This window comes from Pseudoxanthomonas sp. Soil82, assembly GCF_040446535.1.
GTDB classification, from domain to species: domain Bacteria; phylum Pseudomonadota; class Gammaproteobacteria; order Xanthomonadales; family Xanthomonadaceae; genus Pseudoxanthomonas; species Pseudoxanthomonas kaohsiungensis.
In genome coordinates, this window is the sequence record NZ_JBEAAK010000004.1 from 397,180 (window position 1) to 422,626 (window position 25,447).

Annotated in this window: 17 protein-coding genes; 9 read left to right on the forward strand and 8 right to left on the reverse strand. The window is 69.4% G+C overall.

Annotated features, from left to right (window positions below):
• Nucleotides 1–8: 8 nt before the first annotated feature.
• The 3 genes from ABKA19_RS13155 to ABKA19_RS13165 form a co-directional block, all read right to left on the reverse strand.
• On the reverse strand, nt 9–1,409 hold the full coding sequence (locus ABKA19_RS13155; protein ID WP_353689278.1) for a PhoH family protein: 1,401 nt from the start codon (nt 1,407–1,409) through the stop codon (nt 9–11).
• Nucleotides 1,410–1,554: 145 nt separating this feature from the next.
• Nucleotides 1,555–2,031, reverse strand: a complete 477-nt coding sequence (locus ABKA19_RS13160; protein WP_353689279.1) for a peroxiredoxin — start codon at nt 2,029–2,031, stop codon at nt 1,555–1,557.
• A gap of 21 nt (nt 2,032–2,052) precedes the next feature.
• Entirely contained in the window at nt 2,053–2,628 is a 576-nt protein-coding gene (locus ABKA19_RS13165; RefSeq protein ID WP_353689280.1) for a glycine cleavage system transcriptional repressor, read from the reverse strand.
• Between the two features lie 144 nt (nt 2,629–2,772).
• Here ABKA19_RS13165 and dapA point away from each other — a divergent pair, with 144 nt between their 5' ends.
• Nucleotides 2,773–3,681 (forward strand): 4-hydroxy-tetrahydrodipicolinate synthase, encoded by a 909-nt coding sequence (gene dapA / locus ABKA19_RS13170; protein WP_502945786.1) that lies wholly within the window; start codon nt 2,773–2,775, stop codon nt 3,679–3,681.
• A 24-nt stretch (nt 3,682–3,705) separates the two neighbouring features.
• Nucleotides 3,706–4,233: a hypothetical protein gene (locus tag ABKA19_RS13175; protein WP_353689281.1), complete on the forward strand. Its 528-nt coding sequence runs from the start codon at nt 3,706–3,708 to the stop codon at nt 4,231–4,233.
• 130 nt (nt 4,234–4,363) lie between these two features.
• On the opposite strand, the gene fdxA is transcribed toward ABKA19_RS13175, so the two are convergent.
• From fdxA to ABKA19_RS13200, 5 genes are all read right to left on the reverse strand, one after another.
• Nucleotides 4,364–4,687, reverse strand: a complete 324-nt coding sequence (gene fdxA / locus ABKA19_RS13180; protein WP_162377546.1) for a ferredoxin FdxA — start codon at nt 4,685–4,687, stop codon at nt 4,364–4,366.
• 74 nt (nt 4,688–4,761) lie between these two features.
• Nucleotides 4,762–5,661 carry a 2-dehydro-3-deoxygalactonokinase gene (locus tag ABKA19_RS13185; protein ID WP_353689282.1) on the reverse strand — a complete coding sequence of 300 codons (900 nt, stop codon included), beginning with the start codon at nt 5,659–5,661 and terminating at the stop codon, nt 4,762–4,764.
• Nucleotides 5,658–6,581 (reverse strand): SMP-30/gluconolactonase/LRE family protein, encoded by a 924-nt coding sequence (locus ABKA19_RS13190; RefSeq protein ID WP_353689283.1) that lies wholly within the window; start codon nt 6,579–6,581, stop codon nt 5,658–5,660. The genes ABKA19_RS13185 and ABKA19_RS13190 overlap by 4 nt, the downstream gene beginning before the upstream one ends.
• 10 nt (nt 6,582–6,591) lie before the next feature.
• Nucleotides 6,592–7,740 carry a galactonate dehydratase gene (gene dgoD / locus ABKA19_RS13195; RefSeq protein WP_353689284.1) on the reverse strand — a complete coding sequence of 383 codons (1,149 nt, stop codon included), beginning with the start codon at nt 7,738–7,740 and terminating at the stop codon, nt 6,592–6,594.
• 40 nt (nt 7,741–7,780) lie between these two features.
• Nucleotides 7,781–8,437: a 2-dehydro-3-deoxy-6-phosphogalactonate aldolase gene (locus ABKA19_RS13200; RefSeq protein WP_353689285.1), complete on the reverse strand. Its 657-nt coding sequence runs from the start codon at nt 8,435–8,437 to the stop codon at nt 7,781–7,783.
• Between the two features lie 253 nt (nt 8,438–8,690).
• On the opposite strand from ABKA19_RS13200, the gene ABKA19_RS13205 reads away from it, so the two are divergent.
• The 7 genes from ABKA19_RS13205 (at nt 8,691) to ABKA19_RS13235 (ending at nt 25,444) form a co-directional block, all read left to right on the forward strand.
• Entirely contained in the window at nt 8,691–9,671 is a 981-nt protein-coding gene (locus tag ABKA19_RS13205) for a LysR substrate-binding domain-containing protein (protein WP_353689286.1), read from the forward strand.
• 215 nt (nt 9,672–9,886) lie between these two features.
• Complete coding sequence (locus ABKA19_RS13210; protein WP_353689287.1) at nt 9,887–13,057, forward strand: TonB-dependent receptor; 3,171 nt, start codon at nt 9,887–9,889, stop codon at nt 13,055–13,057.
• A 309-nt stretch (nt 13,058–13,366) separates the two neighbouring features.
• Nucleotides 13,367–16,342: a TonB-dependent receptor gene (locus tag ABKA19_RS13215; protein ID WP_353689288.1), complete on the forward strand. Its 2,976-nt coding sequence runs from the start codon at nt 13,367–13,369 to the stop codon at nt 16,340–16,342.
• A 325-nt stretch (nt 16,343–16,667) separates the two neighbouring features.
• A complete protein-coding gene (locus tag ABKA19_RS13220; protein WP_502945799.1) occupies nt 16,668–18,845 on the forward strand; it encodes a WD40/YVTN/BNR-like repeat-containing protein in 2,178 nt (725 codons plus the stop codon).
• The gene (locus ABKA19_RS13225) at nt 18,842–20,788 is read left to right on the forward strand and encodes a sialate O-acetylesterase (protein WP_353689290.1); all 1,947 of its coding nucleotides are present in this window, start codon (nt 18,842–18,844) and stop codon (nt 20,786–20,788) included. The genes ABKA19_RS13220 and ABKA19_RS13225 overlap by 4 nt, the downstream gene beginning before the upstream one ends.
• Nucleotides 20,789–20,810: 22 nt before the next feature.
• Nucleotides 20,811–22,553: a GH35 family beta-galactosidase gene (locus tag ABKA19_RS13230; RefSeq protein ID WP_502945800.1), complete on the forward strand. Its 1,743-nt coding sequence runs from the start codon at nt 20,811–20,813 to the stop codon at nt 22,551–22,553.
• 44 nt (nt 22,554–22,597) lie between these two features.
• On the forward strand, nt 22,598–25,444 hold the full coding sequence (locus ABKA19_RS13235; RefSeq protein WP_353689292.1) for a TIM-barrel domain-containing protein: 2,847 nt from the start codon (nt 22,598–22,600) through the stop codon (nt 25,442–25,444).
• Nucleotides 25,445–25,447 lie beyond the last annotated feature (3 nt).

A 25,447-nucleotide genomic window follows, 5' to 3' on the forward strand; every position in this document is an offset into this window, starting at 1 on the left:
CCTCTGCGCTACAGCACTTCCGACGCGAAGTCGGCCAGGCGCGAACGCTCGCCGCGGCGCAGGGTGATGTGCGCGCTGTGCGGCCAGTTCTTGAAGCGGTCCACGGCGTAGGTCAGGCCCGAGGTGGTTTCGGTCAGGTACGGGGTGTCGATCTGCTCCACGTTGCCCAGGCAGACGATCTTGGTCCCCGGGCCGGCGCGCGTGATCAGCGTCTTCATCTGCTTGGGAGTGAGGTTCTGCGCCTCGTCCAGGATCAGGTAGCGCGACAGGAACGTGCGGCCGCGCATGAAGTTCATCGATCGGATCTTGATCCGCGAGGCGAGCAGGTCGTTGGTCGCCGCGCGGCCCCAGGCGCCGCCCTCCTGGTTGTGCGTCAGCACTTCCAGGTTGTCGGTCAGCGCGCCCATCCACGGGGTCATCTTTTCCTCCTCGGTGCCGGGCAGGAAGCCGATGTCCTCGCCGACGCTGACCGTGGCGCGGGTCATGATGATCTCGCGGTAGCGCTGCTGGTCCATCGTCTGCGCAAGGCCGGCGGCAAGCGCCAGCAGGGTCTTGCCGGTGCCGGCGGTACCCAGCAGGGTGACGAAATCGATGTCCGGATCCATCAGCGCGTTGAGCGCGAAGTTCTGCTCGCGGTTGCGCGCGCTGATGCCCCACACCGCGTGCTGGCCGCTGCGGAAGTCGTCGACCAGGGCCAGGGTGGCCTTGCCGCCTTCGACCTTGACCACGCGCAGCTCGACCTCGTCTTCGCCGGGCAGGTACAGGTACTGGTTCGGGTGCCAGTCCTCGTCCTCGCGCAGGACCACCTCGTAGCTGGTGCGGCCCTTGTCCGACCACGAACGCAGGTCCTTCTCGTGGCGGTCCCAGAAGTCCTCCGGCAGCTCGGTGGCGCCGGTGTAGAGCAGGCTGAAGTCGTCCAGCGCGCGATCGTTCTCGTAGTCCTCCGACACGATCCCGGCGATGGCCGCCTTGATCCGCAGGTTGATGTCCTTGGAGACGAACACCACCGGGATCTCGGCCAGGGTCTGCTCCTTCAGCGCCAGGATCGCGCCGAGGATGGCGTTGTCCGGGATGACCGCGCCGAAGCTCTTGCCGGCCTCGAAGTGGCTGGTCTGGAAGCGCAGCAGCCCCGCGCTCTGCCGGCCGCGCAGCTGCACGCCCTGCGGCTGGACCAGCGGGATGCCGTCGGCCAGCCGCTCCAGCCCGGCGTTCTCGACCAGCTCGTTGAGGAACCGGCTGACCTGGCGCGCGTTGCGGCTCGCCTCGGAGGTGCCCTTCTTGGCGTTGTCCAGCTCCTCGATGACCTGCATCGGCAGGAAGATGTCGTGCTCGTCGAACTTGAACAGCGCGGTCGGATCGTGCATCAGCACGTTGGTATCCAGCACGTAGATGCGCTTGCCTCGGGTCATCGTGGCTTCCTGGTGGATGGTGCGTTGCATGGGGGTGGAACGCGGTCGCACGCACCGGCGCGGGTCGCGCGCACCGGTGCCGGACAGGGGCGAGCCGCCGCGGCCTGCAGGGCAGGGCGGCGCAGGCTCTGGATCGGGGCGGCGGTCACTGGGAGGCTTCGGCCTTCAGCGCATCGAGCACGGCCTGGGCGTGCCCGGGGACCTTGACCCCGCGCCATTCGCGCGCGATGCGCGAATCGGGCGAGAGCAGGAAGGTGCTGCGGACCACGCCCAGCACCTTGCGGCCGTACATGTTCTTCTCGTGGATGACGTCGAAGGCGCGGCACAAGGCTTCGTCGCCATCGCTGACCAGCGCGAAGTCGAACCCCTGCTTCGCGCAGAAGTTGTCGTGCGACTTCACCGAATCGCGCGACACCCCCAGCACCTCGGCGCCGAGCTCGCGGAACCGCGGCAGCAGCGCGTTGAATTCCAGGCCCTCGGTGGTGCAGCCGGGCGTGCTGTCCTTGGGGTAGAAATACAGCACCAGCCAGCGGCCTGCGTAATCGGCGAGGGAGGCGGTGCGGCCGCCGGACAGGGCCAGCGGCAGTTTCAGGGTGGAGCGGTCGAGCCTGGGTTGCTTCATCGTGCCGGAACCGCGCTCCCGTCAGAACTTCATCGGATCCATGATCGCGTCCAGGTTCAAGTGGTCGCAGAACTCGAGGAAATCGTCGCGCAGCGCGGCGATGTGCATGTTCGCGGGCACGCCGATCGTCACCTGCGCCGAGAACATCTCCGCGCCGGTCTGCATCGCCCGGTAGCGGGTGCTCTGCAGGTTCTCGATGGTGATGCCCTGGCGGTCGAAGAAGTCGGCCAGCTGGAACAGGATGCCGGGCTTGTCGGCGGCCACGACCTCGACGATGTACGGCAGCAGGTTGGACTGGATCTGCTTGGCGCCGGTGCGGTACCAGTTGAGCTTCAGGCCTTCCTCGCGGTCGAGCCGGCCGAGCATGGCTTCCAGCTTGGCCACCGCGTCCCACGAACCGGTCGCCAGCGCGGTCATCGACACGTCGCGGCCCACGGAGGCCAGCCGCGCATCCACCAGGTTGCACCCGCTGTCGGCAATGCGGCGCGTCACCGACAGCAGCGGCGACTCCGGATGCGTCGTATAGGCGTTGATCAGGAGGTGGTTTTCGTTCGGCGAAGGCCGGGGCGGGGTATCGGTCAAGGAGGCTTCCGGCATTGCGAGAGGCTGAATGGCGGCTGGGCTCGCCCGGCCGCTTGGCGCAGCATACTTGCCCGTGCTTTCAGGCCGCAAGTATGATCGGGCCTCCTGAAAACCGGGCTGCGCCATGCGCGCAACCCGCAGAATCCAGAGCCAACCGCTTTGCACCCCACCGGCCTGATCACCGCGCTTGCGACCCCGTTCGACGAGGCCGGCGCACTGGACCTCGACGCCTGGCGCCGGCTGCTGCAATGGCAGCTGGCCCGCGGCGTGCAGGGCCTGGTCGTGGCCGGCTCGACCGGCGAGGCGGCGATGCTCGAGGATGCCGAGTACGACGCGCTGCTGCGCCTGGCGGTGGAAACCGTCGCCGGCCGCGTGCCGGTGCTGGCCGGTACCGGCCAGGCGGGCACCGCGCGCACGATCGCCCAGACCCGCCGCGCGGCCGCCGCGGGCGCCGATGCGGCGCTGGTGGTCGTGCCTTCCTACGTGCGCCCGACCCAGGCCGGGCTGCTGGCGCACTACCGCGCCGTGGCCGAGCAGGGCGGACTGCCCGTGCTGCTATACAACGTCCCGGGCCGCACCGGCGCCGACATGCTGCCCGATACCGTGGCCGAGCTGGCCTCGCACGAACGTATCGTCGGCATCAAGGAAGCGGTCGCCGACCCGTCGCGGATGGCGGCACTGGTCGCGCTGCGCGGCCCCGGTTTCAGCGTGCTCGGCGGCGACGACGGCAGCGCCTGTGGCGCCATGCTCGCCGGCGCCGATGGCCTGGTTTCGGTCGGCTCGAACGCGGCCCCGGCCGCCTACCGTCGCCTGTGCGACCTGGCGCGCCGTGGCGACACGGTCGCCGCGCGCGAATGGGATGCACGGCTGGCACCGCTGCATGGCTTCTGCGGCGTGGAGTCCAATCCGATCCCGGTCAAGGCGCTGCTGCAGCGTCTCGGCCACGGGCAAGGCTTGCGCCTGCCGCTGCTGCCGCTGTCGGCGCAGTTCCAGGGCGAGGCGGCCGCCATGGTCGCGCTGGCGCGCGAACTCGAATCACTCAGTGGCCGCGAAGCGCTCGCGGCCTGATCCAGACAACCCCGGAGAGCATTGATGTCCAACACTTCCCGCTTCGCCCGTGCCTCCGTGGCCGTGCTGCTGGCGTCCACCGCCACCGTGCTGCTCGGCGGCTGCTCCTGGTTCAGCAAGGGTCCCAAGGGCGACTACGCGCTGGCGGCCGAGGAGCGTCCGCTGGAGGTGCCGCCGGACCTGAACCTGCCCGACACCTCCGGAGCGATGGCCCTGCCGCCGGCCGGCGGTGCCGCGCCGCGTCCGCAGCAGGCGCCGGTCGCCGCCCCGGCGGCTTCGCCGAGCGGTTTCACCGTGCCGGGTACCCGCGATGCGGTGTTCGCCCAGGTCGGCACCGCGCTGGAAGGCATCGACGGCGTGACCATCGCCAGCCGCGCCCAGTTGCTGGGCACCTACGACGTCAGCTACCAGGGCGTGGACTTCCTGGTGCGGGTGGTCGCGGTCGAGGGCGGTGCCTATGTTTCGGCGGTCGATCCGCGCGGCCTGCCCGCCACCGCCGAGGCGCCGCTGAAGGTGGTCGCCGCACTGCAGGCGGCGCTGGCCAAGGGCTGACGACACAGCGCCTGCCATCGCCGTCGCAAGAAAGGCGCCCCCTGGGCGCCTTTCTTCGTAGAGCGGGGCTTGCCCCGCTGCCACCAGGCGAGTACCCGAAACGGGCAGCGGGGCAAGCCCCGCTCTACGCTCAGCGTTCCAGCAGCGGCAACTTGCCCGGCTTGCCGTCCCACTCGGCCGCATCGGCCAGCGGTTCCTTGCGCACCGTGATTACCGGCCAGGCCTGCGACAGCTCGGCGTTGAGCGCAACGAAGCCTTCCTGGCCGGCGGGCACGTCATCCTCCGGGTAGATCGCGTTGGCCGGGCATTCGGGCTCGCACAGGGTGCAGTCGATGCACTCGTCCGGATCGATCACGAGGAAGTTGGGGCCCTCGTGGAAGCAGTCGACCGGGCACACCTCCACGCAGTCGGTGTACTTGCACTTGATGCAGTTCTCGGTGACGACGAAGGGCATGGGCGGCGCGGGACGTGGCGAACAGGGCGCGCCATTCTAGTCCACCGGCCGGCCGGCGTCGCGCCGGGGACGCGTCACGCCAGGCCGCGGGCCCGTGCCAGGCGATGCATTCCGGCGGCGGCCAGCTCCTCGGAATGGCGCTGCACTTCGATGCCGCGTGCCTGCAGGGCGCGCGCATAGCGCTCCACCAGCGCCTCGCTGCCGACCAGGTGCACCGGCGCCGGCAAGCCGGCGAGCGCGGCCTGCAGTTCGTGCCCGATCAGCAGGCCGGACAGGTACGACGGCAGCGCGGCCTGGGCGAAGTGGCCGAAAAGCGACGCGGTGCGCACGCCGAACAGGTCGTGCAGCAGCCCGCTGGCGGGATCGCGGCTGCATTCGAGGCCGGCGTCGAACGCGGCGAGGTCCATCGGCGGCTCGCCTTCGGGCATGCCGCGCCCGAGGATGCTGTGCAAGCGCAGCACCGAATACAGCTCACCGGTCATCGCGGTGGAGACGTGGACGATGGCGCCCTCGCGCACGCGCACCCACTTGCTGTGGGTGCCGGGCAGGCACAGCGTGTGGGTGCCGGGCCCGAGCGTGTCGAGCAGGCCGGCCACCTGGGTTTCCTCGCCGCGCATCACGTCGCCCACCAGTGGCCCGTGGTCGGCCACTCCGGGGACGCACCACAGCGTGCGCCGGGCCAGCCCGGGCGCCTCGAGCGACGCGTCCAGGTGCAGCATGCCTGCGGCCAGCGCCGCGGCGTCGGCCGGGCAGCGCACGTACGGCACTTCGATCCAGCCCCCGCGCGCGCCGACCATGCCGGCCATGACCACCAGCGGATCGTCCCAGTCCGCCAGGAGCGCGCCCAGCACCTTGCCGAAGCGGCCATGGCAGGCCAGTGCCCCCTCGTTGCTGCGGCGCCGCTCCAGTACGCGACCGTCCGCGGCGAGCCGGTAGGCGCGCAGGCGGGTGCCGCCCCAGTCCACCGCGATCATGGCAATACCACCCGGCCTTCCGGCAGGCCGAGCGCCCGCGGCAGGCGGAGCTCGAACAGGTTGCCCGAGCCGGGCCAGGCGCTGCGCGCAGCCTGGCCGAGTCCCTGCGGCGAGGTGATCACGTACAGCGTGTCCAGGCCCGGGCCGCCGATCGCGCAACAGGAGGGTTGCGGCACCGGCATCGGCACGATCCGGTCGACCGTGCCGTCGGGGCGGTAGCGCACCACCCGCGCGCCGCCCCACTGGGCGTTCCAGAGGTGGCCTTCCGCGTCGATGGTGGAGCCGTCCGCCACCGCACCGGGCAGGTCGACCCGCGCGAACACCCGCGACCGGCCCACCTGCGCCCGGTCCGGGTCGTAGTCGCAGCAGTGGATCTCCGCCGACATCGAGTCGCACCAGTACAGGGTGCGGCCATCGGCCGAGAACGCGATCGAGTTGGAGATGGCCACCGGCGGCAGCGGCAGCGGTCGCAGGCCGTGCGCGGCCGAGTACTGGTAGAACGCGCCGATCGGAGCCTTCGTCGCCGATTCGTCCATGGTGCCGAACACGAAGTTGCCATGCCGGTCGGCGCGGCCGTCGTTGCTGCGCGTGCGCGGCTCGTGCGGCTCCACGTCGGCCAGGTGCACCAGCGGCACCGCGTCCGCGCCGTCGGCCAACGCCGCGTCGAAGTCGGCGCGGTACAGCGCCTTGGCCAGGACCAGCAGCAGGTCGCCCGCCTGGCCCAGGCCGATGCAGCCGGGGCGGTCGGGCAGGGGCCAGGACCGCGAGGTTCCCTGCGCCGGCAGGTGCATCCACAGGCGGGCGCCGTCGATGTCGACCCACAGCAGCGCCTGGCGGCGCTCGCACCACAGCACGCCCTCGCCGTGGGCGCAGCGGGAATCGACGGTCAGGCGGGCCGGGTCGGACGGGGCGGGATCCATCGTCGACGTTCTACCATTCGGCGACGCTGCCGTCCGCATGGCGCCAGACCGGATTGCGCCAGTCGGGCGGGTTGGCATGGGCGTGGCGCAGGCGGTCCTCGTCGATCACCACGCCCAGCCCCGGCAGCGGCAGGGCGCGGATGCAGCCGTCCTCGCAGGCGAAGTCCTCGCGGTTGGCCACGTAATCGAGCAGGTCCGCGCCCTGGTTGTAGTGGATGCCGATGCTCTGCTCCTGCAGCATCGCGTTGTGCGAGACGAAGTCCACCTGCAGGCACGCGGCCAGCGCCACCGGCCCCAGCGGACAATGCGGCGCCAAGGCGACGTCGTGGGCTTCGGCCATAGCCGCGATCTTCAGGCATTCGCTGATCCCGCCGGCGTGCGAGAGGTCCGGCTGCAGGATCGCCAGGCCGCCGCCCTGGAGCACGCGCTTGAACTCGAAGCGCGAGTACATGCGCTCGCCGGCCGCCAGCGGGATCGCGCTGGCGGCCGCCAGCTGCGGGTAGTACTCCGCCTGCTCGGGCAGCACGGGTTCCTCGACGAACAACGGCCGGTAGGGCTCCAGCTCGCGCAGCAGCACCCGCGCCATCGGCGCACCCACGCGGCCGTGGAAGTCGATGCCGAAGTCGACGCTGTCGCCGAATGCATCGCGCACCGCCGCCACCTTGGCCAGCGCCGCGTCGATCGCGCGCGGGCTGTCGACCAGGCGCATCTCCTCGGTGCCGTTGAACTTGAAGGTGTCGAAACCCTGGGCGCGATAGCCACGGATCTGTTCCACCAGCTCGGCCGGACGGTCGCCGCCGACCCAGCGGTAGGTCTTCATCCGGTCCCGGACCAGGCCGCCCAGCAGCTGGTACACCGGCACGCCCAACGCCTTGCCCTTGATGTCCCACAGGGCCTGGTCGATGCCGGCGATCGCGCTCATCAGCACCGGCCCGCCGCGGTAGAAGCCGCCGCGGTACAGCGTCTGCCACAGGTCGTTGATCCGTGCCGGGTCCTGGCCCACCAGGTAATCGCCCAGTTCATGCACCGCCGCCTCGACCGTGCGTGCGCGGCCCTCCACCACCGGCTCGCCCCAGCCGGTGATGCCTTCGTCGGTTTCGATCTTGAGGAACAGCCAGCGCGGCGCCGCATGGTAGGTGGTGAGGCGGCGGATCTTCATGCACGGGCCTTGGTCGGAGGGCGTCCGGGGGACAGGTTTTTCATGGGCGGTAGGCGGTCTGTACCAGGCGGAATTCGCGCGCGCCGGAACGGGTGCGCTCGATCGGCTGGCCGGGACGGTAGAGTTCGCCCCCGATGCCCGCGCCGGTGCTCCCGGCGGCCAGGTATTCGGTGAGCGTGAGCGGGGTGACGCCGCCGACCACGAACAGCGGCACGGCTGGCAGCACAGCGCGAAGCGCGCGGACGTGGCCCGGGCCGTAGGTGGCGGCAGGGAAGAGCTTGAGCATCTGCGCGCCCGCATCGAGCGCGGCGAACGCCTCCGAGGCGGTCGCGAATCCGGCCACCACCTGCATCCCTGCCGCCACCGCGTGGCGGATCAGCGGCGGATGGGTGTGCGGGGTGACGATGAAGCGCGCACCCAGGTGCTGCAGCGTGTCGACTTCAGCCGGGCGCAGCACCGTGCCGCCGCCGATCCAGGCGTGGCCGCCATGCTCGCGCGCGGCGATGGCGATGCTCTGCGCCCAGTCCGGCGAGTTCAGCGGGATCTCGATCGCGTCGTAGCCCTCTTCGACCAGCGCGCCCACGTGCGCCGCAGCTTCGCCGGGCGTGATGCCGCGCAGGATCGCGATCAGCGGCAGGCTGAACGGCGGTTGGGCGATCCGCCCGCCGGGGCTGGCAGGGTGGCCAGGGTCGGTCATGCCAGGCCTCGATGCAGGACTTGAAAGGTGCGGATCGGTCCGCCCGGGTGCGCGCGCAGGTGCACGGCCGTGTGCTGGAAGCGTGCCATGGCCCTCCTCCCAGGCCGTTTCTGGAGGCACGCGACGCCCTGGCGGGGCCGGGTCGGTCACGTGCAGATGCAGCGGCCGTAGCCTCCCCCGACAAGTTATGTTGGGCAAATGAAATTTTCGCCGTAATCTATTCCGGCTTCGAATAGTTTCTCTGGGAGGGGAAATGGGCAAGCCGACCGGCAATGCGCACTGGTTCAACCCGTCGCGACTGAAAACGCGACACCTGCTGTTGTTGATGCACCTGGAAGAACAAGGCTCGGTCCTGCGCGCGGCCGAGGCCGCGCGGATGACACAGCCCGCGGCCTCGAAGCTGCTGGCCGAGATGGAAGGGCTGCTGGGCGTGCCGTTGTTCGAGCGCCATGCCCGTGGCGTGGAGCCGACCTGGTACGGCCAGGTCCTGATCCGACGCGCCCGCACCGCGCTGCTGGAGATCGGCCGCGCCCAGGAGGAGATCGCCGCGCTGCGCGACGGGCGCATGGGGCAGGCGTCGATCGGCACGGTGGTCAACCCCGGCACGAACCTGGTGCCGCAGGCGGTCGCCGCGGTCAAGCGCGAACACCCCGACATCCTGGTGCGGATCGAGATGGACTACAGCCGGCCGCTGGTGGCCAAGCTGCTGGACGGGCAACTGGACCTGGTGATCGGCCGGATCATGGATCCGGAGGGTGGGGCGGACCTGCTGTTCGAGCCGCTGTCCGACGAGCCCCATTCGGTGATCGTGCGCGCCGGCCATCCGCTGGACGGCCGCGGGCAGGTGGGGCACGGGGAGCTGGCGCCCTACGGCTGGATCCTGCCGCCGCCGGACAGCGTGTTGCGCACGCGGCTGGAAACCATGTTCCTCGAACACGGGCTGCTCGGCCCGCGCAACACCATCGAGACGTCTTCCCTGTCGGTGACCATCAACCTGCTGCGGGTCAGCGACCTGGTGACAGCGCTGCCGGCGGAGTCGGTGGCGCCCTACGTGCAGGCGCGCCAGCTGGCGGTGCTGCCGCTGGACCTGGGCGTGGGCATGGAGTCGTTCGGGATCGTGCGCCGCCGGAGCCACCTGCTTTCGCCGGCGGCGCAGAAGATGCTGGACTCCTTGCGGACCGTCGCGCGGCGCCTCTACGGCTTCGCCGACATGGCGCCCGAGTCTCCGGCCTGATATGTCCATTCAGGGATATCGAGCGCGTTCTTGCATTCGATATTGTCATTGGTCCCGTCTCCCGTGCCCGACTAGTGTGGGCACGCGTAGCGCAGGCCGTTGAACACCGGCTTTTTTTTTCTGGGCAGGTGATAGCGCTACCACCGGCAGTGAGGGCTGCCGGACCACCGGGTCATTTTCCGCAAGCCACCAGTCTCCTGGGGAGGGAACTGTCAATGTCGAACCGTCCGACCTGTGCCCGTGCGCGCAGCGCCGCTCCACGTCCGTCGCACCGAATCAACCACTCCGCGCTCACCCTGGGCGTCGCCCTGGCACTGGCGGCCGGCACGCTTCAGGCGCAGGAGGCCAACGCGCCGTCCGGCGGGCAGGGGGCGGACGCTGCGGCCACCGAGCTCCAGGCGGTGGAGGTCAAGGGCATCCGCGGCTCGGTGATGCGCGCCCAGGACATCAAGCAGGATGCCGCGCAGATCGTCGACTCGGTGACCGCCGAAGACATCGGCGCGCTGCCCGACCGCTCGGTCACCGAGACCCTCAAGCGCGTCAGCGGCGTGACCGTCACCGGATTCGCCGCGCGCGACGATACCGACCACTTCTCCGCAGAAGGCAGCGGCGTGATGATCCGCGGCCTGACCTTCGTGCGCGGCGAGCTCAACGGACGCGACATCTTCAGCGCCGCCGGCGGCCGCGGCATCAGCTTCGAGGAGGTGTCGGCCGAACTCATGGCCGGCGTGGATGTCTACAAGAACCCCTCGGCCGAGATCATCGAGGGCGGCCTGGGCGGCACGATCAACCTGCGCACGCGCAAGCCGTTCGACGAACCCGGCCGCAAGGTCGCCGGCAGCATCGACTACAACTACGGCGACAAGGCCAAGGATGCGCGGCCCTCGGCCTCGTTCCTGTTCAGCGATCGCTGGCAGACCGGTTTCGGCGAGATCGGCGCGCTGGCCAACGTCTTCTATTCCGAGCTGGCGACCCGATCGGACGGCGTCCAGGTCATGCCTTTCGACCGCCGCGGCCGCAAGCCGGCCGAACAGACCGAAGGCTCGGAAACCGACTGGGTGTACGACTGGGACCAGGGTTCCTGGCAGTCGGCCGAATCCCAGCGCGACGCACTGCTGGCCGGCACCGACCTGGACCAGGTGTTCGTGCCCGGCGGCGCCAACTGGCGGCGTACCGATTTCGAGCGCAAGCGCCAGGGCGGCGCGTTCGCGCTGCAGTGGCGGCCGAACGACAGCACCGAGGTCTACACCCAGTTCATCACCTCGCAGTACGACATGACCTGGCGCGAGCACTTCATGGAGTTCGGTGGTGCTTCGCAGAAGAACCAGCCCAACTGGAACGGCGACCCGGACCACTTCAATCCGATCTACGCCGACGGCCTGGCCGACATGAGCAACAACCTGATCCCGGCGGTCGGCACCCAGTTCGTCTATGACAGCCGCGGCCGCTTCATCAAGGGCACGGTGCGGCAGGGCGGCTGGCTCGGCCAGCCGTCGGACCTGGACAACGGCAACCCCGGCGTCTACCAGGGCAATTCCGGCATCCAGTTCATCAGCGGCAACCGCGTCAACGAACAGACCTCCAAGACCACCGACTGGTCCACCGGCTTCCAGCACTTCATCACCGACAACCTGATCATCCGCGGCGACTACCAGTACGTAAAGGCGGAGGCGAGCAACGTCGACTTCTCGGTCCATGCCTCGACCCTGCTGCAGGAGATGACCCTCGACCTGAGCGGCAAGTATCCGTCGGTCAGCGTCGCCGACCCGTCCACCGTCACCGACCAGCGCAACTACTTCTGGCGTTCGGCGATGGACCACATCGCCGACAGCGAGGGCACCGAGCACGCCGCCCGCGTGGACCTGGAGTACACCTTCCAGGACAGCAACTGGCTGCAGTTCGTGCGCTTCGGCGCGCGCATCGCCGACCGCAGCTACGACAACCTGTCCACCGGCTGGAACTGGGGCGTCATCAGCGACGACTGGAACAAGCTCACCGGAACCCCGGCCGACCCGGCCCGCGCCAACGTCGCCTGGCTGGACCAGTTCTATTCGAACGATTCGACCCTGTACACGATGAAGGATTTCTTCGGCGGCAAGGCCGACGTGCCGACCACGTTCTGGTCGCCGAAGGACGGCATGGTCGACATCGCCACCGTGGCCGCCACCCTGGGCCAGCTGCCCGGGGCGCGGTGGACGCCGATCGAGTACGGACCGGAGAGCACCAATACCCAGGACGAACGCACCCAGGCCGCCTACGGCGTGCTGTACTTCGGCAACGACGCGATGGAGCGTCCGCTCGACGGCAACATCGGCGTGCGCGTGGTCCAGACCAGCGTCGATACGCTCGGCGGCGGGGTGATGCCGGACATGTCCAGCTGGGCCGACGTGGTGACGCCCGAGGTGCTGGAGCGGTACGCCGGCCAGGGTTTCATCACCGATACCCGGACCACCTACACCGACGTGCTGCCGAGCCTGAACCTGCGCATGCGCTTCGACCATGGGGTGCAGTGGCGCTTCGCCGCGTCCAAGGCGATCGCGCGGCCGGAGTTCCGCCTGATGCAGGCCTGGTTGCCGCTGTCGGCCAGCGCGTCGGCGTGCCAGCAGGCGCTGGACGACGGACTGCGGACCGAGCTTTGCGGGCCGTCCGACCTGTCCTTCACCGGCAGCGGCGGCAGCCCGGACCTGAAGCCGATGCGCGCCAACCAGTTCGACACGGCGCTGGAATGGTACTTCGGCCCGGCCAACATGCTGTACGCGACGTTCTTCTACAAGGACATCAAGGACTACTTCGCCAACCAGGCCGGCACCGAGCTCATCTTCGGCGACGAATACCTGATCACCCGTCCGCGCAACCTGGACGAGGGCAGGATCCGCGGCTACGAGGTGGGCTACTCGCAGTTCTTCGACTTCCTGCCGGGCTTCGGCGTGCAGGCCAACTACACCTTCGTCGACAGCAGCGGCGGCACCAATGCCGCGGTCGGGGTCCCGAACGGCAGCGCCGCGCGTGCCGGCACGGTCGAGCTGCCGCTGGAGGGCCTGTCCGAGCACTCGTACAACGTCATCGGCATCTACGAGACCAGCCGCTTCTCGGCACGCCTGGCCTACAACTGGCGCAGCGAGTACCTGCTGACCAGCAGCGACGCGATCGTGTTCCTGCCGGTATGGAACGACGACTACGGCCAGCTGGACGGATCGTTCTTCTACAACATCAACAAGAACTTCCAGATCGGCCTGCAGGTGAACAACCTGACCAACAGCATCACCAAGCTGCTGGTCGGGCCGCGCAAGTACCTGCGCGACGGCTACGAGGACGACACCCTGTACAGCCGTGCCTGGTTCGAGAACGACCGCCGCTACTCGGCCGTGCTCCGCGCCAGCTGGTAAGGCAACGCAACGGATGGAGGGCCCGTGCCGGAAGGCGCGGGCCCTTCTTTCTTTTCGCGCCGGTTTCCTGACTCGACGCGACTGGGCTTGAATAAGTCACCGGTAAACATATTCCCTCACGGCATAGATCCCCCCGAATTCTTCATTGGCAATCCGTGACGCAGCGCGCCTAAGGTGGCCGCCGGGAGTTCCAGCCCGGCAGGCCTCGATGGGCGATCCATCGGATGACAGCGCTGGTCCATTCCGCCGCCGGCACCGCCGGCCTACAACTCGAAGATTCGAAAGTCAGTGTCCTGGGAGGGAACAGTGATGCCGAAATACCCGCTCCGCAGCGGCGCCGTGTCGCGCCTGCCTGCCCACCTCGCCCGTTCGGCCCTGGCCCTGGGCATCGCCCTGGCCCTGCCGGTCGGCGTGCTCCACGCCCAAGAACAGGCTGCCGCCGAGAATGCGGACAGCAGTACGACCGACGAGAGCGCGCCAGTGGAACTGGACGCGGTGCAGGTCCAGGGTATCCGCGCCAGCGTCATGCGCGCCCAGGACATCAAGCGCGACGCCGACACCTTCGTCGACTCGGTCACCGCGCAGGACATCGGCGCGCTGCCCGACCGCAGCGTCACCGAGACCCTGTCGCGCATTCCCGGCGTCACCATCGACCGCTTCCTCGCGGTCGGCGACCCGGAGCACTTCTCGGCCGAGGGCAACGGCGTGCAGGTCCGCGGACTCACCCAGGTCCGCTCCGAGCTCAACGGGCGCGACAGCTTCTCGGCCTCCGGCGGCCGTGGCCTCAGCTTCCAGGACGTGCCGTCCGAGCTGATGGCCGGCGTCGACGTGTTCAAGAACCAGACCGCCGAGATGATCGAAGGCGGCCTGGGCGGCACGGTCAACCTGCGTACCCGCCTGCCATTCGACTTCGAGGGCGAGAAGCTCGCCGCCAGCTTCAGCGTCAACAACGGCGACTTCGCCGACAAGACCAGCCCGTCGGCCTCGGTCCTGTACAGCAACCGCTGGAACACCGGCGCCGGCGACTTCGGCATCCTGGTCGACGTGGCCCGCTCGGACCTGGCGACCCGCACCGACGGCATGTTCGTCCGCCCGTTCTTCAACAACAGCAACGCCGACATCGACGGCGACGGCACCAACGACGAGGCCTGGGTGCCGCGTGGCGCCGACTGGCGCACGCTGAACTACGACCGCAGGCGTTCCGGCGCCTACCTGGCCATGCAGTGGCGGCCCAACGACGACATCGAGGTCGTCGCCACCGCCTTCCAGAGCGAGTACAACGAGCTCTGGAACGAGGACGCGATCTTCGTCGACAACGACCCGACCCAGGTCGCGCTCGACACCAGCCAGCCGTTCGAGCTGGATGGCAACGTGTTCCGCTCCGGCCGCATCATCCAGCCGGGCGGCGTGCCGATGGGCACGGACATCCGTGCGTCCAACCGCGACTCCAAGACCACCGACTTCTCCGCGGGCCTGAAGTGGACGGTCAACGACAACGTGGAGCTGTCGACCGACCTGCAGTACATCAAGGCGGACACCAAGAGCCTGGATTCCACGGTGGCGCTGGGCCTGCTGATGCCGTACATCGACGTCGACCTCACCGGCGGCCTGCCGTCGATCAGCGTCGACCAGCAGTTCACCGCGAACCCCGACAACTACTACTGGGGGTTCACGATGGACCACCAGGACGACAACGAGGCGGACCAGCTGGCCTGGCGGGCGGACATCAAGTACAGCTTCGACAGCGGCTTCTTCCGCTCGATCCGGGGCGGCGTGCGCACCACCCGGCGCGACGCGACCAGCATCGACACCGGCTACAACTGGGCGGCCGTGATCCAGCCCTGGATGCAGTGGTGGCAGTTGCCTGGCGGCGTGCCGCTGCCGGGCCTGGACCTGAGCAGCGAGGTCAACTCCAGCCTGACCCACTTCAACGAGTTCAAGAACTTCTACCGCGGCGACGCGAACACGCCGGGCGGCTTCTATGCGCCGATCCTGGCCACGGCGCTCGGATACCCGGGCAGCTACCAGGCCATCCACGCGGCGGCCGAGGAGTACTACATCAATCCGGGCGGTTTCACTCCCTACACGCCGATGCTTCCGGGGCCGCAGCACACCAACGTGCAGGAGGAGTCCACCAACGGCGGCTACCTGATGCTCAACTTCGGCCTGGACGACGTGGCGTTCGACGGCAACGTCGGCGTGCGCGTGGTGCGCACCGAGAATTCCGCCAAGGGCTACGTGGTGTTCCCGAACCAGGTCTATGCACCGTTCCTGGGCAGCGGCCAGTCCGAGCCGGTCTCGGCCGAGAACTCCTACACCGACGTGCTGCCCAGCCTGAACATGCGCTGGGAAGCGATGACGAACGTGATCTTCCGTTTCGCCGCGTCCAAGGCCATCGCGCGCCCGGCCTTCAGCGACATGCAGGCCTACCAGATCCTCAATGTCAGCCGCCGCGATTTCGACGACGCCGGCAACGCCTGTCCGGACGTGCCGGTGGCCTCGCTCGAGTGCCTCGACCTGACCGGCAGCTCCTACGACAACCCGTACCTGGAGCCGATGAAGGCCAACCAGTTCGACCTGTCGGCGGAGTGGTACTTCGATCCCGACCACGGCGGCATGGCCTGGGTGAACCTGTTCTACAAGGACATCAAGGACTACTTCCGCCGCCAGACGCAGGAGGTTCCATTCCCCGGCGCGGACGGCAACACGTACGACTACCTGATCAGCCGCCCGGTGAACGTGGGCACGGCGGAGATCCGCGGCGCGGAACTGGGCTGGAACCAGTTCTTCGATTTCCTGCCCGAGCCGTTCGACGGCTTCGGCATGTCGGCCAACTACACCTACATCGACAGCTCCACCGAGGTGCCCAACAACATCGACGTGCAGCCGGTCGACACAGATGGTTCGACGTTCGACGACCTGCCGGCCGATGGACTGTCGAAGAACGCGTTCAACCTCGCCGCGTTCTACGAGAAGGGCCCGTGGCAGGTGCGCCTGGCCTACAACTGGCGCAGCAAGTACCTGCTCTCGGTGGGGCCAAACGGCTACAACGGCAACAACAACAACATCGTCTGGAAGTTGCCGGTGTACAGCGACGACTACGGCCAGCTCGATGGCTCGGTCTTCTACCGGATCAGCGACAACCTGCAGATCGGCCTGGAGATGAACAACCTCAACAACGCCGAGCAGCGCACGATCATGGACCAGAACGAGGCCGGCAGCCGTGTCACCTCTTGGTACGTGAACGACCGTCGCTATGCGGCGACCATCCGCCTGACGTTCTGATGCCGCGGCGCGGGTGGCGAGTCGCCGCCCGCGCGACTTCCGCCCCGGGGCAGGGACGCCGCAGACCTCGACGCGATGCCGGCCGATGCCGGCATCGCGATTTTTCTTCTTCGCGCGCAGTGCTCGCGTGATTCCGCCACGGCATAGCTTGGGTGCAATAAGTCATTGGTCCGGCATGGATGTCTCGCCTATCCTCGGTCCGGACACCGTCGCAGGCGATGTGGCGGTCGCCATGCGCCCGCGGGACTTTCCCGCGAGCGCCAATCCACACGAAGTCAGTCCTGGGAGGGAACGGCGCGTGCGTCCCATCGCGATCCTGCTGGCCATGCTGGCATGGCCGGGCGGCGAAGCCACGGCAGGCCCGGCGGCCGAGTCCTACACCTGGCGCAACGTGGCCATCGGCGGCGGCGGCTTCGTCACCGGCATCGAGTTCCATCCCGCCGAGCGCGGCCTGGCCTATGCGCGTACCGACGTGGGCGGTGCGTACCGCTGGGATGCCACGGCGCGGCGCTGGATCCCGTTGACCGACTGGCTCGGCCGCGACGACGCCAACCTCACCGGCATCGAGAGCATCGCGGTCGATCCGTCCGATCCGCGGCGCCTCTACCTGGCCGCCGGCACCTACACCCACGAGCGCGCGGGCAACGGTGCGATCCTGCGTTCGAGCGACTGCGGCGCCACGTTCCAGCGCAGCGACCTGCCGTTCAAGCTGGGTGGCAATGAACTGGGACGCGGCAACGGCGAACGCCTGGCGGTGGATCCGAACGACGGGCGCGTGCTGTTCCTGGGTTCGCGCGCACACGGGCTGTGGCGCAGCGACGACCACGGCGCGCGCTGGTCGCGGGTCGAGGCGTTCCCCGCGCTGGCGACCGGCGAATCGGCCACCGCCATCGGCTGGCGCAAGCAGCACATCGGCATCGTCTTCGTCACTTTCGACGCGGCCAGCGGCAAGGCCGGTGCGCCGACGCCGGTCGTCTACGCCGGCGTTTCCAGCCGCGAGGGCGGCCTGTTCCGCTCCACCGACGCGGGCCGCACCTGGCAGGCCGTGCCGGGCCAGCCGACCGGCCTGCGGCCCAACCACATGGTGGGCGACGGGCGCGGCGACTTCCTGCTCAGCTACGGCGACGAGCCCGGGCCCGACCGCATGAACGATGGGGCGGTCTGGCGCTGGTCGCCGGCCAGCGGGGCGTGGACCGAGATCACCCCGGCGCCGCAGTCGAGCGACCTGGAGGGCGACGGTTTCGGATGGGGTGCCGTGGCGGTGGCCAGGGGCAACCCGGACGTGATCGTGGCGACCACGTTCAACCGCTGGGCCCCGCGCGACGACATCTACCGCAGCACCGATGGCGGAAGGAGCTGGAAGCCGGTGTTCGAGCGTTCGCGGTTCGACCACACCGCGTCGCCCTGGACCGCGCAGGCCAAGCCGCACTGGATGGCCGACGTCGAAATCGACCCGCACGATCCGGACCGCGTGCTGTTCGTCACCGGCTACGGCCTGTGGGCCTCGCGCGACATGACCGCGTTCGACCGCGGCGCCACGGTGAACTGGATCTTCGACGACGCCGGCCTGGACGAGACCGTGCCGCTGGACCTGGTCAGTCCGCCGCAAGGCGCGCCGCTGGTCAGCGGGCTGGGCGACATCGACGGTTTCCGCCACGACGACCTGCAACGCACCACCACCCAGTTCGCCAGGCCGCCGCGCTACAGCAACACCGAAAGCCTGGACTACGCCGGCCTGGACCCGCTGTTGCTGGTCCGTGCAGGCCACCTGCACCATCCCGATCCGGCCACCGTGCGCGCGGCGTACTCGCGCGACGGCGGCAGCACCTGGACCGCGTTCACCCGCGAGCCGCCGGCCAGCGAAGGCGAGGGGCGCCTGGCGATCGCGGTGTCCGCCGACGGCAGCCGGGCTGTCTGGCAGGCACGTGGCGGCCCGCACTGGACTACCGAAGATTTCGGCGGACGCTGGCGCGAGGTGCGCGGCCTGCCGGCCAGCGCGGTGGTGGCGGCCGACCGCTTCCAGCCGGCGCGGTGGTACGGCTTCGATCCCGCCAGCGGCAGGCTGTTCACCAGCGACGATGGTGGCGAGTCGTTCGCGCAAGCGCGGGACGGGGTCGATGCGATCGCCGGCGGATTCCGCGGCGAACTGCTGCCGTCGCCGGAGAAGGCCGGCGAGGTCTTCTTCGCCGCCGCCTCGCGCGGGCTCATGCGCTGGGGCGAGGGTGGGCTGGAACGCCTGCCCGGCGTGGAGAACGCCTTCGCCGCCGGCCTCGGTGCGCCCCGGCCGGGCAGCTCCACGCCGGCCCTGTTCGTGCATGGGCAGGTCGATGGCGCGGTGGGCCTGTACCGGTCCGACGATGGCGGGCGCGAGTGGGTGCGCATCGACGACGCCCGGCACCGCTTCGGCGGCCTGCGCATGCTCACCGGCGATTCGCGCGTCCACGGACGCGTCTACCTGGCCACGGGCGGCCGCGGAATCATCTACGGAGAACCCAACCCATGACGTTGCGTCCGCTGCTGGCGACCCTGGCACTGCTCCTGATCGCGCCCTTGGCCCGTGCCGCCGGCACGTCCCTGGAGCTGCCGTTGCTGTTCTCCGACGGCGCGGTGCTGCAGCGCGACCGGCCGCTGCCGGTGTGGGGCCAGGCCGCGCCCGGCACGCAGGTGACGGTGGCCTTCGACGGGCGCAGTGCGCAGGCGCTGGCCGGCGCCGACGGCCGCTGGTCGTTGCAGCTGCCGGCGCATGCGGCGGGCGGGCCCTACGAACTGGTGGTGCACGCCGGCACGCAGGAGCAGCGCGTGCGCGACGTGCTGGTCGGGGAGGTATGGCTGGCTTCGGGCCAGTCGAACATGGAGTGGCCGGTCGCGCAGACCCTGCACGCGGAGGAGGACATCGCCGCCGCCGGCGACGGCTCGCTGCGTCATTTCAAGATTCCCAAGTCCTGGGCCGAGACGCCGCAGGCGCAGCTGCAGGGCGGTGCCTGGAAGGCGGCCTCGCCGGCCACGGTCGGCGAGTTCTCCGCGGTCGGCTATGCCTTCGCACGCGAACTGCGCCGCGTACTCGGCGTGCCGGTCGGCATCATCGACAGCACCTGGGGCGGCAGCTCGATCGAAGCCTGGATGGATGCGTCGATGCTCGGCCTGGATGCGGTGGCGCTGGAAGCGAAGATGCGCGAGCGCCGCGCCTCCGATGCGAAGCTCGAAGCCGCCACGCGGGCCAGGCTCGAAGGCTGGCCGGCGGTGGATCCGGCTTCGGAGGCCTTCGCCGTCGCGGAGCTTGACGACAATGGCTGGCGACCGATCCGCGTACCGTCGCTGTGGGAGGCACAAGGCTACACCGGCATGGACGGCGTGGCCTGGTACCGCACCAGTTTCGAACTGAGCGCGAGCGAGGCCGCTGCCGGCGTCACGCTCGGCCTGGGCCAGATCGACGACACCGACACGACCTGGGTCAACGGCCAGCGCGTGGGCGGGGTGAGCAACGGCTACAACGTGCCGCGCGAGTATCGCGTGCCCGCGTCGGTGCTGCGCCCGGGACTGAACACGATCGCGGTGCGGGTCCAGGACGACGGCGGTGGCGGCGGCGTCGCCGGCAGCGCCACGGAGGTCTGGGTCCAGCCGGTGGGCGGCCCGCGCCGCAGCCTGGCCGGGGACTGGCGCTTCCGCACCGCCGCGGTGACGGTGGACACGGCCGGTGACAAGAACCAGGTCGACACCCTGCTGTACAACGCGATGATCCATCCGCTGCAGCCGTACCCGCTGGCCGGGGTGATCTGGTACCAGGGCGAGGCCAACGCGAGCGACAGCGGCGCGTATCGCTATCGCGAGCAGTTCAAGACCCTGATCGACGGCTGGCGCAAGCGCTGGCACGCACCCGCGATGCCGTTCCTGTGGGTGCAGCTGGCCGCGTTCGATTCCGGCGACGATCGCCGCGATGCGCGCGGTGTCGTGCTGGACAGTCCGTGGGCGACGCTGCGCGAGTCGCAGTCGGCGGCGCTGGCCCTGCCGGCGACCGCGCAGGCGGTGACGATCGATGTCGGCGCGGCGGACGACATCCATCCACGCGACAAGCGCACCGTCGGCCAGCGCCTGTCGCGGGCCGCACGGCGCGTGGCGTACGGCGACGAGGCAGTCGTGTACCGGGGGCCGGTCTTCAGGCAGGCACGTGCCGAGGGCGGCCAGCTGGTAGTGGCTTTCGACGCACCGGGTGGCGTGCTGGCGGTCCGTGGCGGTGGCAACGCACCGCAAGGTTTCGAAGTGGCGGGTGCTGATGGCCGGTTCCATCCGGCGCACGCGCGCATCGTCGGCGATACCGTGGTGCTGCACAGCGATGCGGTGCCCGCTCCCGATTCGGCGCGCTACGCCTGGAGCGACAATCCGGCGCAGGCCGACCTGGTCGGACGCGACGGGCTCCCCGCGTCGCCCTTCCGCACGCGTGAATGGTGAGGCCGGGCGAATGGACAAGCAGATGGCGACGGAAGGGGTGGCGACGATGACGGGATGCACGATGCCTGCGCGCACCATGAACCGATGGCGCCTGCTGGCGGCCGGCCTGCTGGCGCTGGCGCTGGCGGCTTGCGGGCGCGGCCAGGAGGCGGGTGGTGTCGCGTCGAAGGACGCTGCCGCAGCCAGCGGGAACGAGGTCCGGGCCGCCGCGCCGGCGCAGGGCGGCGAAGCGCCGATCCCGCAGATCGTCAGCCGCGACGGACGCCATGCCTTGCTGGTGGACGGCGAGCCGTTCCTCATCCTTGGCGCGCAGGTCAACAATTCCAGCAACTGGCCTGGCGCGCTGGACGACGTGTGGCCGGCGATCGAGGTGGTCAAGCCGAACACGGTGATGGTCCCGGTGGCGTGGGAACAGGTGGAGGCCGAAGAGGGCAAGTTCGACTTCTCCTTCGTCGACGAACTGCTGAAGCAGGCGCGCGAGCACGACCAGCGCCTGGTCCTGCTCTGGTTCGCCACCTGGAAGAACAACGGACCGAACTACGCGCCGAAGTGGGTGAAGCTGGACAACGAGCGCTTCCCGCGCGTGGTCACCGCCGACGGGCGCACGCTCAACTCGCTGTCCCCCCATGGGCAGGCCACGCTCGACGCCGACCGCAAGGCCTTCGTCGAGCTGATGAAGCACCTGAAGGCTGCCGATCCGCAGCGCACGGTGATCATGGTCCAGCCGCAGAACGAGCCTGGCACCTACGGCAGCGTGCGCGACTTCTCGCCGCTGGCGCAGGAGGTGTTCGAGGGGCGGGTGCCGCAGCCGCTGCTGGACCGGCTGGGCAAGTCGCCGGGCACCTGGCGCGAGGTCTTCGGCATCGATGCCGACGAGTTCTTCCATGCCTGGCACATCGCCCACTACATCGACCAGGTGGCCGCGGCGGGCAAGGCCGTGTATCCGCTGCCGATGTACGTCAACGCCGCCTTGCGCGGGCCGTTCAATCCCGGGCAGCCGGGGCAGTACGCCAGCGGCGGGCCGACCGACAACGTGCTGGACGTGTACAAGGCCGCCGCGCCGCATATCGACCTGCTCGCACCCGACATCTACATGCCCGAATACATGCACTACACCACGGTGCTGGACCGGTATTCACGCGCGGACAACCCGCTGTTCGTGGCCGAGACCGGCAACCGCGGGGAGTACGCGCGCTACTTCTTTTCCGCGCTGGGCGAACAGGCGATCGGCTGGTCTCCCTTCGGCATCGATTTCACCCGGTATTCGAACTACCCGCTCGGCGCCAAGGTGGTGGACGCGGAGACGCTGGAGCCGTTCGCGCTCAACTACCGGCTGGTGGCGCCGGCGGCACGGCTGATCGCCAAGGCCAGCCTGGAGGGCAAGGTGCGTGGCACCGCCGAGCAGCCGGGGCAGGCCGTGCAGACGCTGCCGATCGACGCGCGCTGGAAGGCGGTGGTGACCTATGGCGTGCCGCAGTTCTGGTTCCAGGGGGAGCCGCCGGGCAACCCCGAGCCGATCGGCGGCGCGCTGGTCGTACAGCTGGGCCCGGACGAGTTCCTGGTTACCGGCATGCACGCGCGGGTGAACCTGGTGGCCAACGACCCGGCCGTCGCCGACCGCCAGATCTACGAGTACGTGGACGAAGGCACCTACGAAGACGGCCAGTGGGTATTCCATCGCCGCTGGAACGGCGACCAGACCGACTACGGCCTCAATTTCTCCAGCGCGCCGCAGCTGCTGCGGGTCAAGCTGGCGACTTACTGATTCGAAAGACGGGCGCCCACGGGCGCCGATAGGGAGGGAGTGCGATGAGGGGAAAGATGAAGCCGGCGCCGCTGGCGTTGTTCGTGGTGGCGCTGCTGCCGCTGGCCGCGGCCGCGCAGACGGTCGAGAAGCAGGCCGATGGAGTGATCGTGCGCCCGGCCGATGCCAAGGCGGCCGACGTGCGCCTGCAGCTGGTGAACGACTCGATCGTGCGCGTGAGCGCCGATCCGGACGGCGACTTCCAGCGCAGCCGCAGCCTGATGCGGGTGCCGGTGCAGGGCACGCCTGCGTTCGAGGTCAGCCAGGCCGCCGGGACGGTGCGCCTGCAGGCGAAGGGGATATCGGCCGAGGTGTCGCTGGCGGACGGCCGGGTGAAGTTCTTCGATGCCGAGGGCAAGCCACTGCTGGAGGAGACCGCCGGCGCGCGCACGTTCACGCCGTTCCAGGCCGAAGGCCGCCAGCTGTACAGCGTTCGCCAGCGCTTCACCTCGCCCGATGACGAGTCCTTCTACGGCACCGGCCTGCACCAGCAGGGCTGGATGGACCTCAAGGGCCGCGACGTAGAGCTGCTCCAGCACAACATCGACAATGCGATCCCGTTCGTCCAGTCATCCCGTCGCTACGGCATCCTCTGGGACAACAATTCGATCACCCGCTTCGGCGACCCGCGTGGCCTGCGTCCGCTCGGCGAGACGCTGGTGCTGCGCGACGCCGATGGCAAGCCGGGTGCGCTGACCGCGCGCTACTCGATCGACGGCCAGGAGAAGGTGGTCCGCCGCGAAGGGCAGATCAACTACCAGTACATCAAGGACCTGAAGAACCTGCCGAAGGCGGGCTGGAACACGGCCCAGGGCGGCCGCACCCAGGTCGTCTGGGAAGGCACCATCGAAGCCAAGGCCAGCGGCCGCCACACTTTCTCGCTGTACAACAGCGAATATGCGAAGGTCTTCGTCGACGGCAAGCCGGTCGTTGACCGCTGGCGCCAGAACTGGAACCCGTGGCACCACGAGTTCGCACTGGACCTGCAGGCCGGCCAGCCGCACGACATCCGCGTGGAGTGGAACGCGATCGACCCGTCCTACATCGCGCTGCTGCACCGCGACCCGCTGCCGGCCGACGAGGCCAGGGACCTGTCGATCTGGTCCGAGGCCGGGCAGATGATCGACTACTACTTGGTCGCCGGCGATAACGCCGATGACCTGATCGCCGGCTACCGTCAACTGACCGGCAAGGCGGTGATGCTGCCGAAGTGGTCGTACGGCTTCTGGCAGAGCCGCGAGCGTTACAAGACCCAGGGCGAGCTGACCGGCGCGCTGGACGAGTACCGCCGGCGCAAGCTGCCGATCGACGCGATCGTGCTCGACTGGTCGTACTGGCCCGAGGATGCCTGGGGCTCGCACGACTTCGACAAGGACAACTTCCCCGATCCGGACGGGATGGTGAAGCACGTCCATGACCGGAACGCGCAGATCATGATCTCGGTGTGGCCCAAGTTCTACCCGACCACGGCGCACTACAAGGAGCTGGACGCGGCCGGGCACATGTACCGGCGCAACGTCGAGGTCGGCGAACTGGACTGGATCGGGAAGGGTTACCTGAACTCGTTCTACGACCCGTACTCGGAGGAGGCCCAGGACATCTTCTGGCGCCAGGTCAACGCCAAGCTCAACAGCAAGGGCTTCGACGCCTGGTGGCTGGACGCGTCCGAGCCGGACCTGCACAGCAACATCGACATCGGCGAGCGCAAGGCCCGCACCACGCCGACCGCGTTCGGCCCGTCGGTGGAGTACTTCAACTCCTACCCGCTGGTGCATTCGGAAGGCGTGTACCGCGGCTCGCGCGAGGTGAACCCGGACAAGCGCGTGTTCATCCTGTCGCGCGCGTTCTTCGCCGGGCAGCAGCGCGCCGCCTCGGCGTTCTGGAGCGGCGACATCGTGCCGCGCTGGGACGACATGCGCGAGCAGATCTCGGGCCTGGTGAACGCATCGATGGCCGGCGCGCCGAACGTGAGCTTCGACATCGGCGGCTTCTCGCCGGAGAAGCGCTACGAGACCCAGGACCCGGCGCACCTGGCCGAGTGGCGCGAGCTCAACCTGCGCTGGTTCCAGTACGGCGCGTTCGTGCCCGTGTTCCGCCTGCATGGCCAGTTCCCGTACCGCGAGATCTGGAACATCGCCCCGGAAGGCACGCCGCACTACGACAGCTTCGTCCACTACCTGAAGTTGCGCTATTCGCTGCTGCCGTACATCTACACCCTGGCCGCGGACACCTGGCACAGGGACGGCACGATCCTGCGCACGATGTCGATGGACTTCCCGGGCGACATGAAGGCGCGCGGCATCGCCGACCAGTACCTGTTCGGCCCGGCCTTCCTGGTCGCACCGGTGGCGCGGTTCAACGCCACGAGCCGGCCGGTATACCTGCCGGCCGGCACCAGCTGGATCGACTTCGAGAGCGGCAGGCGCTACGAGGGCGGGCAGACCGTCGAGGCGGCCGCGCCGCTGCAGCGCATGCCGCTGTTCGTGCGCGCCGGTTCGATCGTGCCGCGGACGGTGGTCCAGCAGTACGTGGACGAACAGCCCGGCGCGCCGCTGACCGTCGAGGTCTACACCGGCGCCGACGGCAGCTTCTCGCTGTACGAGGACGATGGCCGCAACTACGGTTACGAGCGCGGCGAGTTCAGCCGCATCCCGCTGAGCTGGAACGAACAGGCCGGCGAGCTGACCATCGGCGCGCGCCAGGGCCAGTACCCGGGCATGCAGGCACAGCGCGAGGTGCGGGTGCGCTGGATCGACGGCCCGCGCGAGGACGCGGGCGCGGTGGAGCCCAAGGCCGACCGCACGGTCCGCTACACCGGCAAGGCGGTGACGGTCCGCCGTCCGCGCGGTTGAGGC

What these genes read in the sequence shown, in the direction of transcription:
- ABKA19_RS13190 (WP_353689283.1), bottom strand. Translation starts at nt 6,581, where the DNA reads ATGGATCCCGCCCCGTCCGACCCGGCCCGCCTGACCGTCGATTCCCGC.
- ABKA19_RS13165 (WP_353689280.1), bottom strand. Translation starts at nt 2,628, where the DNA reads ATGCCGGAAGCCTCCTTGACCGATACCCCGCCCCGGCCTTCGCCGAAC.
- fdxA (WP_162377546.1), bottom strand. Translation starts at nt 4,687, where the DNA reads ATGCCCTTCGTCGTCACCGAGAACTGCATCAAGTGCAAGTACACCGAC.
- ABKA19_RS13155 (WP_353689278.1), bottom strand. Translation starts at nt 1,409, where the DNA reads ATGACCCGAGGCAAGCGCATCTACGTGCTGGATACCAACGTGCTGATG.
- ABKA19_RS13160 (WP_353689279.1), bottom strand. Translation starts at nt 2,031, where the DNA reads ATGAAGCAACCCAGGCTCGACCGCTCCACCCTGAAACTGCCGCTGGCC.
- ABKA19_RS13200 (WP_353689285.1), bottom strand. Translation starts at nt 8,437, where the DNA reads ATGACCGACCCTGGCCACCCTGCCAGCCCCGGCGGGCGGATCGCCCAA.
- ABKA19_RS13205 (WP_353689286.1), top strand. Translation starts at nt 8,691, where the DNA reads ATGGGCAAGCCGACCGGCAATGCGCACTGGTTCAACCCGTCGCGACTG.
- ABKA19_RS13210 (WP_353689287.1), top strand. Translation starts at nt 9,887, where the DNA reads ATGTCGAACCGTCCGACCTGTGCCCGTGCGCGCAGCGCCGCTCCACGT.
- ABKA19_RS13230 (WP_502945800.1), top strand. Translation starts at nt 20,811, where the DNA reads ATGGCGACGGAAGGGGTGGCGACGATGACGGGATGCACGATGCCTGCG.
- ABKA19_RS13225 (WP_353689290.1), top strand. Translation starts at nt 18,842, where the DNA reads ATGACGTTGCGTCCGCTGCTGGCGACCCTGGCACTGCTCCTGATCGCG.
- ABKA19_RS13175 (WP_353689281.1), top strand. Translation starts at nt 3,706, where the DNA reads ATGTCCAACACTTCCCGCTTCGCCCGTGCCTCCGTGGCCGTGCTGCTG.
- dgoD (WP_353689284.1), bottom strand. Translation starts at nt 7,740, where the DNA reads ATGAAGATCCGCCGCCTCACCACCTACCATGCGGCGCCGCGCTGGCTG.
- ABKA19_RS13235 (WP_353689292.1), top strand. Translation starts at nt 22,598, where the DNA reads ATGAGGGGAAAGATGAAGCCGGCGCCGCTGGCGTTGTTCGTGGTGGCG.
- ABKA19_RS13215 (WP_353689288.1), top strand. Translation starts at nt 13,367, where the DNA reads ATGCCGAAATACCCGCTCCGCAGCGGCGCCGTGTCGCGCCTGCCTGCC.
- ABKA19_RS13220 (WP_502945799.1), top strand. Translation starts at nt 16,668, where the DNA reads ATGCTGGCATGGCCGGGCGGCGAAGCCACGGCAGGCCCGGCGGCCGAG.
- ABKA19_RS13185 (WP_353689282.1), bottom strand. Translation starts at nt 5,661, where the DNA reads ATGATCGCGGTGGACTGGGGCGGCACCCGCCTGCGCGCCTACCGGCTC.